Source organism: Ureibacillus thermophilus, assembly GCF_004331915.1.
In the GTDB taxonomy this organism is placed as follows: Bacteria; Bacillota; Bacilli; order Bacillales_A; family Planococcaceae; genus Ureibacillus; species Ureibacillus thermophilus.
In genome coordinates, this window is sequence record NZ_CP036528.1 from 696,567 (window position 1) to 712,324 (window position 15,758).

Below are 15,758 nucleotides of genomic sequence, written 5' to 3' on the forward strand. Positions count from 1 at the left end.
TGTAAACGATAAAATAAAATCAACAGATTCCGCTCATTTGGATTGAACACTTTTTCACTATCAAATACACTTCTAATAAACTAGTTTATTAAGTTTATTGGAGGTTGTACTAGTGGAGGAGAAGCTTGTGTTATATATTGAAATCCATCAATTACGTACTAAAAGATTGCGAATTTCACAAATCGCAAGGAAATTGAAAATCTCACGTAATACAGTTTATAAGTATTTAAATATGACATTTGAAGAAGCGGTGGAGGAGTTTGGCACGATTGAGCGAAAGAAAAAGTTAGATCCCTATCGGGATTGGATTGTGACATGGTTACAAGAAAATCCAAGCATGAGTGGAGCACAAATTTTGGACTGGCTTCAAGAAAAGTTTCCTGACTTACAAGTTGGAGAAAGTACAGTTCGTCGGTATGTCAAAGAGATGAGAGAAATTTATCAAATTGAAAAAACGGATGAACCCCGAGAACATGAAGCTGTTGATGAATTACCACCAGGAAAACAAATGCAAGTAGACTGGGGACAAACCATTCAGAAAACAATAGATAATAAGGACATCAAACTTTATTTTATTGCCTTTGTATTATCTCACTCTCGACAAAAGTATATGGAATGGCAAGACCGCCCCTTTACAACCAAAGACACCATTCGTTGTCACGAAAATGCCTTTAGATATTTTGGGGGAATGACTGAAGAAATTGTTTATGATCAAGACAATCTTATTGCGGTAAGCGAAAATGCTGGAGATCTTATCTTAACAAAGAAATTTCAGGCATATGTGAACGAACGTAAATTTCAGATTTACCTATGTCGAAAAGCAGATCCCCAATCGAAAGGAAAAATTGAGAACGTTGTGAAATATATCAAGTATAATTTCGCAGCACATCGTATCTTCTCAACAATCGGAGATTGGAATGAAAAAGCCTGGAATTGGCTAGAACGTACTGGGAACTATAAAGTGCATCAAACAATAAAAAAGAGACCTTACGAAGTGTATCAACTGGAAAAGAAACACTTACGAAAGATCTCCTCACCGCTTTCTTTAACAGAAAGCAACCCTATTGAAATTATAACAAGGAATGTGAATAAGGACAACACGATTCGTTACAAATCGAATCGCTATTCAGTACCTATCGGCACATATACGAAATGCTCTACAGTGAATCTGCAAATCAATAATGAAAAATTAATCATCATAGAACCTACAACTGGTGAAATACTTGCCAAGCACACGATAAGTTTAGAAAAAGGAAAGCTAATTAAAAATACGAATCATGCACGAGATCATACAGAATCGCTTGATATGCTTAAACAAAGAGTGCTTCATTTATTTCCTACTGGAGAAGCATCGAGACAATATATTGATGAAATCTGCCAGAGATATAAGCGCTATCGCCGTGATCAATTACTCATTTTACAAAGGGTTGCCGAAAATGATCCTCATTGGATTCCAATGGCGTTAGAGAAATGTATCCGTGAAAAACTGTATAGTGCAAATGCTTTTCAAGATGTCGTAAATTACTTAAAGCTACAAGAATCTAATCCCATTCTTGAAATACAGGTCAATTCTACTAAACTTGTTTCTTCGATAGCTGTAGAAACAAGGGATTTCAATACATACATTCAAAGAATGGGAGGAAAAACAAATGAATAAAAGTGTTCCAGAAATTCAACAAGCCTTTAAACAATTGAGATTATCCGAAACAGCGGAGGAGCTCCCAGAGCTCCTTCGGAAAGCAGAGCAATCATCTTGGACATATTTAGAGTTCTTAGAACAGATAACTACGTATGAACTAAAAAGACGTGAGGAGAAAAGTATTGAAAGACGAATGAATTGGGCTCGTTTCCCGTTCTATAAACCTTTAAGTATGTTTAATATAGATGAGCAAACAGCCATTACAGAGCGGCAATTAAGGCAATTACGTGAATTTCAATGGTTAGAACAAGCATACAACTTAATATTACTTGGACCACCTGGAGCGGGAAAAACTTTATTATCCGTTGGCCTTGGAATTGAAGCGATTCAAAAAGGCTTTCAAGTGTATTTTGTGACCATGGGGGAATTAATTCAGCTATTAAAAACAGAAGAATATGTCAATAAGTCAAAAACTAAGTTAAAGAGACTGCGTGCATCAGATCTTGTGATAATTGATGATGTCATGTATATGGCAATGGATCAACGAGAAGGCACATTGTTCTTCCAGCTTATTCATCAATTATATGAACGAAGTTCGTTAATTTTAACATCCAATCGAAGCCCAGAACAATGGATAGAACTCGTAGATAATCCAGGGATGATGACTGCAATACTTGACCGTCTGTTACATCGAGTTGAAGTGATTCATATGAACAACGAAAGTTACCGATTAAAACATCAAGAAACAATTTTTTCTTAGCAAAAAGTGTTCATCCGAAATGAGCAAAAATTGTTCATTTGGGGTTGACGTTTACATGAGACTGTTAAAGCAAATTCCACTAATTCATTAATCGAATTAATGATTTGCGAATTTCTTAAATTACTTACAGAAGAAGAAAAAGAAAAATACAATGATTTCTATAAGCACTATATTGAAAAAGAAAAAGATTAACTAATTATCTATTTTTGTAAATTTGGTTAAAAGAAAAGTATTGTTTTCACAAAATCAATGACTATAAATTCTCTATTAACAATTTGAGCTTTGCTGCAACAAATTCTCTATGAATCTTCTTCCTCCAACAACTCAAAATTCTCTTCCAAATCCCCTGTAACACCTCCTCTCTCCATTGCTTCCTGTTTAATACGCTCCAAAGCCTTTGGAATTTCAGCCTTTATTTCAATAAATTTTTGTATCAATTCTTCACCTTCGTATCCTTGGGATACAAGATCTCTTAATATATCTACCGAAAAATCAACTTCTTCAATATCCTCCAAAAAATTCACTGTTTCATTTGGCAAAATCACAATTGCTTTACCTATAAATTCAATAATCACTTCATGTTGAAAATTTAAAGCATCATAAAATTCTTCAGGAATCGTGATTTGTCTTTGCTCGGAAATCTTTACTTTTTTTGCCCCATGTTTAACCATCCTCTTTCTTCCTTTCTAACGAAGAAATTCTTTGATACTTATCATAGCAAGTATTATTTTTCACCTTTCCTTGTGCCTTTTACTACAATTCATTTTTTAATACGGTGTTTAATTCCGTCAATTTTTTATTTACTTTATTGATAAGCAATTGGAAAAGAACTCGACAGTGTGAAGCATCATGCTATCCAGTTGGTGTTGTTATCCCATTATTTTTTATTCCTTGTGATATCTTATGTTATTTCTCATCCCAACATGGACGTATATAGAATTTCATATTTACTGTAAACAGCGACTTGACTTGTACTATTTTTGTTTTTCAAACTCCCTATTACTCTTATTTCAATTTTTATCCTAGTAATATTTTATGACATTCTTTCTTCTCGTAATCCCTTGTGTATCAAAGAATTAGCAAATTATGAGGCTAAAAACGTCTGACGTTCGATTCACCCATTATTGTCATTTTGCCATAACGTCTGACGTTTGACTCATTTGCATTCTTAAAAACGTAAATATTTTAAGGATTTTAAACCCCTAAAGAACGTCTGACGTTCTTTATCCCCAACGTCTGACGTTCAAAATTAAAAATCCTTTATTCTCAATACTTTGAAGGCTATTTTTACGTCATCAAATTATATATGGCCTTAATTATTTCATTTTAATTTGAATATTAATCCGTGATTAATAAAACATTTTTATTTCCTAAATACACCTTTATAACATCAATTCTTTCATGACCAACCTCTTTTGTTACGAATGAAGCAGCTTGCTCAAAACTATATCCCTTTTCCATTTCCTCTTTTATTCGATCTTGAACGTAATTATATCGTAATCCATGAAACGTTAAGGGACTTGATTTTCCTTTATACATTCTTTTTTGTTTTCCTTCTTCTGTAACAAATTTTTCTCTATGATTTTCTAAAAACTTTTCTACCCTATTGATTGCATGGTGTGTTTTTTCATTTGGTCCAACAAATACTTTCTCGCCTCTATTAACTATTTTTAAACGATTTAGTAACATTTGTCTTGCTTCATTGGATAATGGTACTTGTCTCCACTTTCCATTTTTTGCTTCACCACGTACCTGATAAATCCCTGTACGCAATGCTTCTTCTGCTTGAGAACGTTTCATTGCAACAGCCTCTGCCACTCTTAGCCCCATTGTTCTACATAAAATCATGACGTCCCTTGTATCTGCTGCTGTTTTGTTTTCCGAAGCTTTTTCATTTACAAAACTTAATATATTTCTATACTCCTCATCGGTCCAGCCCCGATCCCCTTTTACTGCTGGGGTTTTATCTAATTTAAGTTCATATAATTTTTTTAAATCATCATTATCACTTAATTGATACTTTGCATTCGGAATCATATCGTGTAAATATCGAATGGCAACTAAATCATTCTTAATTGTTTTGGGAGAAACCCCTTCTTCTTGTCTTTTTTTGATGTATGCGACCACATGCTTATCTTGTAAGTTTTTAATATTTTTAAGTTTAAATTCCTTATGAACAAAATCCAAAAAATTTCTGCAACTACTTTTATATCTTGCTCTCGTCTTAAAAGATCCTGTACGGGTATGACGAAATAATTTTTCCATTTGTTCAATTAAAGGAGTTATTTTTATATTATGTTTCATAATTTAAACCCCTTCCTAGAATTTTAGGCATAATACACCCATTGGCCAATTCTTCAATCCTCAACATTTCTTCAAAAAAGAATTGAAATTAAATACGTTGAAATCACGAAATACAAGGAATTGAAGAATTTTGGTCTGGGCTTTCTCTTTGCCGATACTACAACGTAAAAAAATAATTATTTGTAATACTCGGCAAAGAGAAAGCCCAATCTTCTAATCCAATTATTCATTTGTAAATATGAGTGCTATCCGGAACATACCCATTATTGGCTGGGCGAGCATTCGCTCTGTTCCATGCGTACCGCCAATGTAGTAGGCACAACTTTCTTGCAGGAACTTCCTCCTAGTACGCATTCAGCCATATCTTTAAACTGCCTGGCTCTAATGGCAATCGGCTCTTTAACACCTGCCTGCATTGTGGATACGTAATGTGTATCAATCAAAATACAAATAACCACGCCTCAAGTTCAAAGCGTGGTTTAATTCATTAATGTGATCCTTTCTTAACTTACACATTTGCAAAAAATAACCTGTCCTATTTAATATTGGTCTTTTTTAAAAAATCTTTTCATTAGTAAACTAAAATCCATTTTCATACTTATCCTATCCTCCTTCCATTTTTCCTTTTTAGCTATCCATCCTTTTTTACTAAAATTTAATATCAATCCTAAGTTTTTATTAAACAAAAAAGCGATAGTTCACTCTTTTAGGAGTTAAACTATCGCTCTTTTTATAAATATCCATAAAACAACTTTATACCTAGAAACTACATTTTACTAATTCTATTACAAATTATAAACTAAACAATCTAAGGACACAAATCATTATGCCGAATCTCCTTCTATAAAGAAGGTATGACGGCTTTCGCTAAAATAGCGACTAAAACAACAAATTCTCTACAATAAATTATATAATTTTTTTGATTTTTTTCAATTGAGCATTTTGCAAAATTAGATTTTTTGGATAAAAGTATAAAAAATAAAGCACTCGACAAATAGCTACCAGCATGTTATTTTACAAAATATTACAATAATCCTGTTTTTGGGCATACCTGCAGAATTTTTCACATTGAATTTTTTTAAGCGGCTTTCTTCCCTTTATTTTCCTTTGCCATCGCTAGCGCTGAAACAAGTAATACAATAGCGTTCAGGTACTCAGGTTCGTTAAAAAAAGAGTCATCATCAAATAAAGAACATTGTCCATCTGGAGCTTGGTACTTTGATTTTTCTGATTTTGAGCCATAAAGAAGCTTTATTAAATAGCGAACTTGTTGTGACAACGATTCAATTTGTTTCAACAGTTCTTCATTTCTCTTATTGGATTGCGCGAGTTGTTCTTCTAATAATTGAATTAATTTTTCATTCGAATCATTGCTCACATCATTCACCACATTTCCGTACAAATTCAATAATGTCTTGATTATATCACTAGTAATCATTGGTTAAAAGACACCTTTTTTAGATTTTTGTATGGCTTTCGGTTGATGAATTGCGAGTCCTTCAAGTAACCAACGAAGTTGTTGTTGTGTGAGCCGACGAACTTCATTTTCATTTCGTGGCCATTGGAGTTTGCCGTTATCCAATCGTTTATAAAGCATAGCGAAGCCATCTCCATCAAAGTATAAACATTTATAACGATCTTTCCTTCGACCGCAAAACAAGAAGATTGCCTCGCTGTATGGATCGAGTTCGAATGAATCCTGAATTAGCGTTGCTAGACCGTCGATTCCTTTTCGCATATCTGTATGACCGCAAATGATATAGATATTTTTGCATTTTGTAAAATCATGAATCATTTCGATTCAACTCCCTGATAACCGCTTGAAGTAATTGAGGTTTGACACCGGGGTAGAAGGAGATTTTGCAATGGTTGGCTTGAATGACGCATACTGGTCTGAGTGGGCCACGACTTGTTGGGGATGGAGTTGGATCGGATTCGGATTCCAATTTGACTGGCACGATATTAAGTTTTTCTGTTGTCAAAAAAGAACACCTCCTCTATAAATGTTACTTTCATCTTACAGGGATGTGTCATTGATTTGTAGGCGTTGTTTGATTTCGGGCTTACAATGAAAGCGATGAAGGGAATTAAAATGTTAGTCATATTCGTCGGGTTTGTGTTCATATTATCCGCTTGTTCGCCCAAACAACCTCCGAAAGCCGTAGAAACCTTTTCGGGCAATCATCTGGAAGTCATTGCGAGCAATCTTCAAATACCATGGTCCATTGACAAGTCAGGAAACACTTTTTATTTATCGGAGCGAGCCGGAAATGTGGTGAAAATTGAAAACGGGCGGGTGGAAAGGCAGTCCGTCAATTTGGAAAAGCCCTTTTCCAAAGCATCAGAAGCCGGTTTGTTAGGATTTGTCTTAGCCCCCGATTTCCAAGAGTCCAACAAGGCGTTTGCATACTACACTTATAATCATTCAGATGGACAATATAATCGCATCGTTCAGTTAAGGCTGGAAAATGATAAATGGATTGAGGAAGAGGTATTGCTTGACCAAATACCGAGTGGGGCAGTTCACCATGGCGGAAGGTTGAAAATCGGCCCTGATGGTAAACTTTATGCAACAACGGCGATGCATTACAGTCTGATAGTGCTCAAGATGTTAACTCATTAGGTGGAAAAATTCTCAGACTTCACTTTGATGGATCGATTCCATCCGATAATCCTTTTCCTAACTCTTACGTATATAGTTTTGGACATCGAAATCCTCAAGGTTTAACATGGGCACCAGATGGAACGATGTATGCAAGTGAACATGGCAATAGCGCCAATGATGAAATAAACCGTATTGAACCTGGTAAAAACTATGGTTGGCCAGAGATTGAAGGAACTAGAGAAAAAGAAAATATGGTTGCTCCTCTCTTTACATCAGGCTCAGACAATACGTGGGCTCCTTCCGGAATTGCCTATTTTGATAACAAGCTTTACGTTGCCGCTTTAAGGGGTAGTGCTGTATTGGAATTTAACTTAAATACTGGTGCATATAGAAAAATCGTTAATGGACTTGGTAGAATTCGTGATGTCTTAATTGAGGAGAATAACTTGTACTTTATCACCAATAATACAGACGGTCGTGGAAACCCAGAAAGAAATGATGATAAATTATATCGCATTTCGCTATCAGCTATCGATTAAACATGGGGCTGCTCACAGTCATGATTCCTTGAGAACCCCATTATTGTTCAGTTTTTAAATGGATTTTTCCACTCCATTAACACTCCATAATTACAGGATTCTTCATCTTCTAAATAGTTCTCAACAATCGCAATAGGGACACGCCCGCAACTTAACAGAAAAGTGATAACGGGATCTTGTAATGTTCCGTTGATGACCGCCTCTAAATACTCTTCCGCACTCATCTTATCCGCATATTTGCTATAGCCCGGTATTCTTCCACCACCTAAAAGGCGATCTAGTTTCTTTTCGATTACAATATGATACATTGTCTGCATCATGAGTTTACCAAGGCCTAATGAACGAAAGCTTGGACGAACAGAAATATCGACAATATATAAAGTATTTCCATTTGCATCATGATTTGTAATATAACCATTGTCGGTTATTTCTGCCCAAGAATGTTTTGGTTTGGCAGGGTCAAATTGTACACAGAGACTTGTTAAGGAACTAGCTATTTTTCCATCAATTTCAACACAAATAGCACCTTCGGGAAAAATATTAATATGATTTTTTAATTGTTTTTCATTCCACAACAGTTCTTGTGGAAATGGCGGAGGGAAAGATTCAACTTGAAGGTCGATTAGTTGTGTAAAATCTTCTTTTTTATAATTACGAATGACGATAGGAACGGCTTTTTGTCCGATAAAAATAAACTGTTCGCTTCTGTACATGGATTCTCCTCCTCTACCAATCCGTATATAAATCGGTTCTACGATCTTTCCAGGTTGTTACTGAACCATGGTTCCTTACTTCATAGAGAAGATTTAAATCTAAATCAGCGGTAATAATCATATCTTGATTGACTTCTCCTTCTGCTAAAACCCCTCTTGGAGGGAAAGGAATATCATTAGGAGTGATAATAGCTGCTTGACTAAAGTTCGATCTCATAAAGTCAACAGTTGGAAGTGAACCTACAGTTCCTGATAGAACGACATATACTTGATTTTCTATTGCCCGAGCATGACTTGTATATCGAACACGATAATACCCATGTTGGTTATCGGTACAGGAAGGACAAAAAATGATATCGGCTCCTCGCGCTTTCGCTATACGTACAATTTCAGGAAATTCAATATCGTAACAAGTTAAAATCGCAATCTTTCCATATTTGGTGTCAAAAATTTTTAATTCTTCTCCTTTTGCCATATTCCAAGCGCTGATTTCAACTGGCGTGATATGCAGCTTTTCTTGTCGCATAATGCGGCCTTCAGGGTCAAAGAAAAATGCGGTATTTCGTAGTTGATTGTTAACTTCTACTACATGTGTTCCGCCGATAATATGGATATTGTATTTTTTAGCAAATTTAATAAATAAATCTTCATATTGTTCTGTATAACTAGGTAAATCATGGATTGTTTGATTTGAACCATTTTGCTTTTTGAAAGAAAGTAATTGAGTTGTTAAAAATTCTGGAAACACGATAAAATCCGAATCAAATTCCAAAGCGGTTTTGATGTAGTGTTCACATTGCATGGCAAAATCTTCGAATGATTGAATCGTGTGTAAATGATATTGAACTGCAGATACTCTTAATTTCATATGCTTTGCTCCTTTATTACAGTAATTGAAAGTTCGGATATTGCTTCCATACTGTATTTTTATCATACTGTTTTTTTATGATGAAATGAAGTAGAAAATACTTATAATGAAAACTTTAATTTTTTGGGGATGGCTATGTGTGGTCGATTTACGTTGTTTTGCTCGTATCATCAGTTGATTGAAGAATTTGATGTAGCAGAGGCTTTTTCCGAGGAGTTATACAAGGAAAGTTATAATATTGCTCCAAGTCAACAAATTGTAGCAATCATTAATGATGGAGATAAAAATCGTATGGGGTTCTTAAAATAGGGATTCCTTCCTTCGTAGGCAAAAGACGGAAATATCGCATCAAAAATAATCAATGCCCGATCTGAAACTGTCGACGAGAAAGCAAGTTTTTAAAAATCATTTTATGAACGGAGATGTATTATCCCGATGACTCCTTTTACGAATGGAAAAGGGAAGGAAATTCGAAAGTCCCAATGCGAATAAAAAGGAAAGATGACGAAGTATTTGCAGTTGCGGGATTATGGAATACTTGGCGCAGTCAAGAGGGAGAAAAGATTCATACGTGTACGATCTTAACAACGAAGGAAAATGAATTAATGGCCCCAATCCATGACCGAATGCCGGTCATTTTAAATAAGGAACAGCAAAAAGAATGGTTAGACTCTCATTAGGGGTGAAAGAAATTAAAATCGCTGCTTAAACCTTGCCTTTCAGAGTGGTTAACTGCCTATCCAGTATTTAATCTAGTAAATTCTCCGAAAAACAATTCAAAGGAATTAATTGAAAGAGTTTCTTTATGATAATAAAGGAGGCGGGGACATAAACAAAAAATGAAAGGGGGAGTTGAAATAGTTTTGATAAAAAATTGAACTAACGAAAAATTGATTGAAGTGACGGGGCGACTCCTGCGACGAGCCGGGCCCGTGGAAAGCGTCCCCGGAACGGAAATCAATTTTAATAACATATCAAAAAAGAGGCTGGGACAAAACTAGCTTCTAGATAGGAAAAAGGAGAATTTGAGCCAACTCAAATTCTCCTTTTTTCCATTTATCCCCATTGTTTTTGGTATTTTTTATTGAAAAAATGAAAAACAGCCCATGAAATTTCATTCCAAAATTTCATGGGCTGTTTCCATTTTAGAGGGGGTTTTGTCCCAGCCTCTTTTTTTAGATTTGTCCCAACCTCTATCCTTTAAACTGTTTGACTCCCCATGATTTTTAGCATATATTGATGAGATTCTTCTAAAGTAGTCATGGTGTTCATCATAGAACATGCGGCATCAAGAATAGGAAAAGCAAGGGCTGCTCCTGAACCTTCGCCTAATCGCATATTCATATTCAACATAGGCTCTAACCCTAATAACTCGTTTACAATTTTTGCTCCAGGCTCTTCTGACAGATGGGATGGAATAATGTAATCCTTCACTTTCGGTTCTAATTTATAAGCAATAAGTGCAGAAACTGTGGAAATAAAACCGTCCACTACTACAGGAACACGATTTGCTGCAGCACCTAGGACTACGCCTGCCATTCCCCCTAATTCCAAACCGCCAACTTTCGCTAACACATCAATTGGGTCATTTGGATTTGGCGTATTTATGTCAAGAGATCTTCGAATGACGTCAATCTTATGTTGAAGACTATCTACCCCAGCTCCCATACCTGTTACAATAGCCGGGTCACAACCACAGAATGCGGATAGGACAGCACTACTTGGAGTGGTATTACAAATTCCCATTTCTCCAGTTGCTAAAACATGGATACCTTGTTTCACTTGTTCATCGGCAATTTCAATACCTACTTCAATCGCTTGAATCGCTTCTTGTCGTGACATTGCTGGTCCCTTAGCCATATTATCCGTTCCGTATTTCACTTTTTTGACGATGACTCCAGAATCTTTTGGTAAATCTTCTTTAATGCCAATATCTACTGGAACGACTTTTGCACCTGCTGCTTTTGCAATAGCACATACTCCTGTAAACCCTTTAGCAAAGCCAATTGCCTGCATTACCGTTACAAATTGGGGGTTATTTGAAACATTTTCTTCATATACTCCGTGATCCGCAGCTAATGAAATAACCGCTTTATTGGATACATCAAGCTCTAGTTTCTCAGATATTCCAGCAAGTTGTATCGCGATTTGTTCTAATTTTCCTAAACTGCCTGGCGGTTTACAAAGAGCATCTACTCTTTCTCTTGCTTTTTCCATCACTTCTTTATTAAGTTGTTTAATGTTTTGTAATGTCGATTGCAATAGTTCCAATTGAATCTCCTCCATCGATTATTGAAATAAGAAAAGTCTGCAGTTTATTGGCATGCCAAATAAACTACAGACTTTACCATCGTACTGTATGTTTTCAAGTAATTAGGCAGGTCTCCTGGCTTAGGTTCATCGCAAATATAGGCCTTCCCAGTTTCCCAGTGGCATTTTCTATATTGCTCCCCGATACAGTGGTGGGTCCGCTAAAGATTCTCACTTTATTCCCTATTCTCCCTAAATGGGCACCTAATTACGAGGATATTCTTTTTAAAATACTGTATGATGAAAATAAATTCTCGTCAAGATTTTTCGGTTGCCTATTGCATAAAAGGCTTGATGAATGTTGAAATATGGAGGAGCTTAATATCTTGACGATAAAGTATGGAAGCACAGTAGTGAAGGAGTTAAAACATGCATGCAGTGTTAAAGCTTTCAAAATATTTAAAGCCCTATAAGCATTTTGCTGTGTTGGCGCCGATTCTCATGATATTAGAAGTAGCGATGGATTTAGTACAGCCAACCATTATGCAAAAAATCATCGATGATGGAATTGTAATGAATAATACACTCTATATCGTTGGGATGTTTATTGTGATGATTGCATGCGCCATAATCGGTTGGCTTGGAGGGGCAGGCTGCAATTTTTTCAGTTCTAAAGCAGCGGTCAACTTTGCGGCCGATATTCGGGCAGACTTATATGAAACGATTACTTATTTTTCAAACAGCAATAAGGACAAGTTCACGTTAGGAAAGTTGATTACCAATTTAACAAACGATGTTGAAATGCTGCAAAGAGCATTGAATATGCTTTTAAAAGTGTTTGTCCGAGGTCCTTTCATGTTTATTGGGGCCGTCTTGGTCGTATTCTTCACGGCAAGGGATTTATTTCCTATATTATTTTTCGTTGTTCCTGTTTTAATCATCTGTTTATATGTGTTTATTAAATTATCCATTACATTATTCCGAAAAGTGCAAGAAGCGATTGACGGCGTGAATACACGTGTGCAGGAAAATTTGTCAGGCATCCGCGTCATTAAAGCATTTAACCGCATGCGCCACCAAGTGAAGCAATTTACAGGAGTCAATGAAGAATTAACGAAGCGCAATATGACAGCCGACCAAGTCATTGCCGCTTTAATGCCTATTACACAGTTTGTTGTGAATATTGGCATCGTGCTTGCGCTTATGCTTGGTGTGGTAAAGGTGGAGGCAGGTGCCAATGAGATCGGGGTGATTGTGGCGTTCATCAACTATTTAATGATGATTATGAATGGCCTTATGAGTTCCAGTAATGTATTAATTCAGATTGCGCGGGCGATTCCAAGTGCGGAACGGGTTGTGGTTGTATTAGAAGAACAGCCGGACATTACGAATGCAGAAAATCCAGTGAAAAAAGAAATCCTTGGTGATGTGAACTTTGAGCATGTAAGTTTTTCCTACAATAAACAAGTGGAACCGGTGTTGAAAGATATCTCCTTTGAAGCGAAAGCGGGTAGCACTGTCGGAATCATCGGGATGACCGGCAGCGGAAAATCCACATTAATAAAACTGCTAGCGCGCTTAATGGATGTGGATGAAGGAACGATTTATATTGACGGCTTTCCAATTCAGCAATATGACATCGAAACATTAAGAAACGCGATGGCTTTTGCGCCTCAAAAAGCGACATTGTTTTCAACAACCATTGAGGAAAACTTGAAGTATGGAAAAAGTGATGCAACGAAAGAAGAAATTAAAGAGGCACTTGTAGCATCCAATGCCATTGAATTTGTTGAAAAGCTGGATAAAAAAGAGCAGCATGAGTTAACCCAAGGGGCAACGAATTTATCCGGTGGTCAGAAGCAGCGGCTTGCCATGAGCCGGGCATTAATTCGAAAACCAAAAATTTTAGTATTGGATGATACCACTTCAGCAGTGGATAGCATCACAGAAAAGATGATTCAAAAGAATATGAAAGAATTGAAAGGCAGCACGAAGTTCATTGTGTCATCCAAAATTTCATCCATTCAACACGCAAATCTCATTCTTGTTTTAGAAGATGGCCGCATTGTTGCTAAAGGCACTCATGAAGAATTATTAAAAACAAGCGAACATTATAGAGAAATTGTAGCAACTCAAGTTGAAAAGGGAGGTATACTGCATGAATAGATTGCAGGAATCCCTTTCAGGCAAAGGCAGAGGTCCAGGGAGGGGTCCGGGCGCTCCGGCGGCAAAGATAAAAAACCAAAAGGCGACGATTAAACGGATTTGGAGTTATTTAAAGAAACAAAAAATTAGCATTATCAGCGTTATTTTTTTTGTTGTCATTACTTCCATTTTGAATATTCTAGGTCCATTCATGATTGGATATATAATCGACCATCATGTTTTGCCCCTTGATGTAAAAGGGACGGTTCGGATGGGAATATTGCTAGCAGCTATTTTTATTGCATCTTCCCTTTTGACTTGGCTGCAAACCTTTGTCATGATTCGGGCATCATTAAAAACCATCCAACATTTGCGTCTGGAATTGTTTGAAAAACTTCAATCATTGCCGATTTCCTTTTTCGATAAAAAACAGCAAGGTGATTTAATGAGCCGCATGACGAATGATATTGATAATTTGAATTTTGCCCTTTCCCAAAGCGTGATTCAAATTATCTCGTCCATCTTATCTCTTGTAGGAACGGCCGTTGCGATGCTATATTTAAACTGGATTTTAGCCCTTGTGACGCTGCTTATCATTCCGTTAATTGTAACGTCGACAAAACAAATCATCAAACGAAGCAGTGTGAACTATCAAAACCGGCAGCGGGATTTAGGAAATTTAAACGGGTATATTGAAGAAACGATTTCCAATTCGGAAATTGTAACGCTTTTTGGGAAAGAACAAAAAACGATTCAAGACTTTCATGAGGCCAACGAGCGATTGCGTGGTTCAGCTATGCAATCGGAAATGGTATCAGGGCTTTTAGGGCCAACGAATAATTTCATCAACAACCTCGGACAAGGATTGATTGTTGGCGTTGGTGCGATTTTGGCAGTTCATTCCCTTGTGACGGTAGGCGTCATCACGTCATTTGTAACCTATGCTAGACAGTTTTTCCGCCCAATTAACCAACTTTCGAACTTGCTAAATACCTTTCAATCAGCTATTGCTGGAGCTGAACGGGTGTTTGAAGTATTGGATGAACCAATCGAAATCACGGATGCGCCCCATTCTCTTCCTCGCCGCCCGTTGGAAGGAAATGTGGAGTTCCGCAATGTCTATTTCTATTATGAAAAAGATAAGCCGGTATTAAAAAATATTTCATTTAAAGCAAGTGCAGGTGAAATTGTAGCTCTTGTTGGCCCTACGGGTTCAGGAAAAACGACTATTATCCAATTGTTGAGCCGATTTTATAATGTATCAAGCGGTGAAATTTTAATAGATGGTGAAAATATTAAGTCCTATTCCATAGAACATTTACGGGATTCCATCGGCGTCGTTTTGCAAGATACGTATTTATTTTCAGGAACTGTAAGAGAGAATATTAGGTTTGGCAAACTGGATGCAACGGACGAGGAAGTCGAAAAGGCGGCGAAAATTGCCTATGCCCATTCCTTTATTAAATATTTGCCGCAGCAATATGAAACAATGATTGAATCCGGAGGCAAAAATTTAAGCCAGGGGCAAAGACAGCTCATTGCCATTGCGCGGGCAATTTTAAAAAATCCGGACATTTTAATTTTAGATGAAGCAACTTCCAGCGTGGATACGATGACGGAAGTGCATATTCAAAAAGGATTAAATAATTTAATGAAAGGCCGTACAAGCTTTGTTATCGCCCACCGTTTAAAAACGATTGAAAATGCAGACCGCATATTAGTAATTAATGACGGGGAAATCATAGAGCAAGGAAATCATGATTCATTAATGGCATTGAAAGGATTTTATGCTCAATTGCAAAAGCAATCTCTTCAAGGAGAAGAAATTTAGATTTTGCACTGCTCCAAGGATATGGGGCAGTTTTTTTGTTTAGAATTACGTTAAGTTTTTTCGACAGATATTGTACTCATACAAGCCCTTCTTCCAGCGTATAG

General features: G+C 36.5%; 12 protein-coding genes, 2 pseudogenes and 1 riboswitch. Of the genes and pseudogenes, 6 read left to right on the plus strand and 8 right to left on the minus strand.

Features of this window, described 5'->3' with window-relative positions; translation table 11 throughout:
- Positions 1-127: 127 nt before the first annotated feature.
- Positions 128-1,657 carry an IS21 family transposase gene (gene istA, locus DKZ56_RS03410; protein ID WP_245989626.1) on the plus strand — a complete coding sequence of 510 codons (1,530 nt, stop codon included), beginning with the start codon at positions 128-130 and terminating at the stop codon, positions 1,655-1,657.
- Positions 1,650-2,399 carry an IS21-like element helper ATPase IstB gene (gene istB, locus DKZ56_RS03415; protein ID WP_208651315.1) on the plus strand — a complete coding sequence of 250 codons (750 nt, stop codon included), beginning with the start codon at positions 1,650-1,652 and terminating at the stop codon, positions 2,397-2,399. The genes istA and istB overlap by 8 nt, the downstream gene beginning before the upstream one ends.
- Positions 2,400-2,698: 299 nt before the next feature.
- Here the strand turns inward: istB and DKZ56_RS03420 are convergent, their stop codons facing one another.
- From DKZ56_RS03420 to DKZ56_RS03440, 5 genes are all read right to left on the minus strand, one after another.
- Entirely contained in the window at positions 2,699-3,070 is a 372-nt protein-coding gene (locus DKZ56_RS03420; RefSeq protein WP_173732495.1) for a hypothetical protein, read from the minus strand.
- Between the two features lie 667 nt (positions 3,071-3,737).
- Positions 3,738-4,703: a tyrosine-type recombinase/integrase gene (locus DKZ56_RS03425; RefSeq protein WP_208651316.1), complete on the minus strand. Its 966-nt coding sequence runs from the start codon at positions 4,701-4,703 to the stop codon at positions 3,738-3,740.
- A gap of 1,078 nt (positions 4,704-5,781) precedes the next feature.
- Complete coding sequence (locus DKZ56_RS15325) at positions 5,782-6,141, minus strand: IS66 family transposase (protein ID WP_222837135.1); 360 nt, start codon at positions 6,139-6,141, stop codon at positions 5,782-5,784.
- 3 nt (positions 6,142-6,144) lie between these two features.
- The gene (gene tnpB / locus DKZ56_RS03435) at positions 6,145-6,498 is read right to left on the minus strand and encodes an IS66 family insertion sequence element accessory protein TnpB (protein ID WP_208649916.1); all 354 of its coding nucleotides are present in this window, start codon (positions 6,496-6,498) and stop codon (positions 6,145-6,147) included.
- Positions 6,488-6,685, minus strand: coding sequence for a hypothetical protein (locus DKZ56_RS03440; RefSeq protein ID WP_208651317.1), 198 nt, complete (start codon positions 6,683-6,685; stop codon positions 6,488-6,490). Before DKZ56_RS03440 ends, tnpB begins: the two co-directional genes overlap by 11 nt.
- Positions 6,686-6,771: 86 nt before the next feature.
- Here DKZ56_RS03440 and DKZ56_RS03445 point away from each other — a divergent pair.
- Positions 6,772-7,847 (plus strand): annotated as a pseudogene (locus tag DKZ56_RS03445) (PQQ-dependent sugar dehydrogenase).
- A 47-nt stretch (positions 7,848-7,894) separates the two neighbouring features.
- Here DKZ56_RS03445 and DKZ56_RS03450 read toward each other — a convergent pair.
- Positions 7,895-8,560 (minus strand): GNAT family N-acetyltransferase, encoded by a 666-nt coding sequence (locus DKZ56_RS03450; RefSeq protein ID WP_208651318.1) that lies wholly within the window; start codon positions 8,558-8,560, stop codon positions 7,895-7,897.
- A 13-nt stretch (positions 8,561-8,573) separates the two neighbouring features.
- Positions 8,574-9,428 (minus strand): carbon-nitrogen hydrolase family protein, encoded by an 855-nt coding sequence (locus DKZ56_RS03455; protein ID WP_208651319.1) that lies wholly within the window; start codon positions 9,426-9,428, stop codon positions 8,574-8,576.
- Between the two features lie 135 nt (positions 9,429-9,563).
- Here DKZ56_RS03455 and DKZ56_RS03460 point away from each other — a divergent pair.
- Positions 9,564-10,237, plus strand: a pseudogene (locus DKZ56_RS03460) (SOS response-associated peptidase).
- 391 nt (positions 10,238-10,628) lie between these two features.
- Here DKZ56_RS03460 and cobT read toward each other — a convergent pair.
- Positions 10,629-11,699, minus strand: coding sequence for a nicotinate-nucleotide--dimethylbenzimidazole phosphoribosyltransferase (cobT, locus tag DKZ56_RS03465; protein WP_208651320.1), 1,071 nt, complete (start codon positions 11,697-11,699; stop codon positions 10,629-10,631).
- An 88-nt stretch (positions 11,700-11,787) separates the two neighbouring features.
- Positions 11,788-11,961: riboswitch (cobalamin riboswitch) on the minus strand.
- Between the two features lie 146 nt (positions 11,962-12,107).
- Here cobT and DKZ56_RS03470 point away from each other — a divergent pair.
- Both DKZ56_RS03470 and DKZ56_RS03475 read left to right on the plus strand, forming a co-directional pair.
- Complete coding sequence (locus tag DKZ56_RS03470; protein ID WP_208651321.1) at positions 12,108-13,844, plus strand: ABC transporter ATP-binding protein; 1,737 nt, start codon at positions 12,108-12,110, stop codon at positions 13,842-13,844.
- Complete coding sequence (locus DKZ56_RS03475) at positions 13,837-15,654, plus strand: ABC transporter ATP-binding protein (RefSeq protein ID WP_208651322.1); 1,818 nt, start codon at positions 13,837-13,839, stop codon at positions 15,652-15,654. Before DKZ56_RS03470 ends, DKZ56_RS03475 begins: the two co-directional genes overlap by 8 nt.
- Positions 15,655-15,758 lie beyond the last annotated feature (104 nt).

Bases quoted from the DNA above. Each gene is read 5' to 3' on its own strand.
- istB (WP_208651315.1), top strand. From the start codon at position 1,650: ATGAATAAAAGTGTTCCAGAAATTCAACAAGCCTTTAAACAATTGAGA.
- DKZ56_RS03420 (WP_173732495.1), bottom strand. From the start codon at position 3,070: ATGGTTAAACATGGGGCAAAAAAAGTAAAGATTTCCGAGCAAAGACAA.
- DKZ56_RS03425 (WP_208651316.1), bottom strand. From the start codon at position 4,703: ATGAAACATAATATAAAAATAACTCCTTTAATTGAACAAATGGAAAAA.
- DKZ56_RS15325 (WP_222837135.1), bottom strand. From the start codon at position 6,141: ATGATTACTAGTGATATAATCAAGACATTATTGAATTTGTACGGAAAT.
- tnpB (WP_208649916.1), bottom strand. From the start codon at position 6,498: ATGATTCATGATTTTACAAAATGCAAAAATATCTATATCATTTGCGGT.
- DKZ56_RS03450 (WP_208651318.1), bottom strand. From the start codon at position 8,560: ATGTACAGAAGCGAACAGTTTATTTTTATCGGACAAAAAGCCGTTCCT.
- DKZ56_RS03455 (WP_208651319.1), bottom strand. From the start codon at position 9,428: ATGAAATTAAGAGTATCTGCAGTTCAATATCATTTACACACGATTCAA.
- DKZ56_RS03470 (WP_208651321.1), top strand. From the start codon at position 12,108: ATGCATGCAGTGTTAAAGCTTTCAAAATATTTAAAGCCCTATAAGCAT.
- DKZ56_RS03475 (WP_208651322.1), top strand. From the start codon at position 13,837: ATGAATAGATTGCAGGAATCCCTTTCAGGCAAAGGCAGAGGTCCAGGG.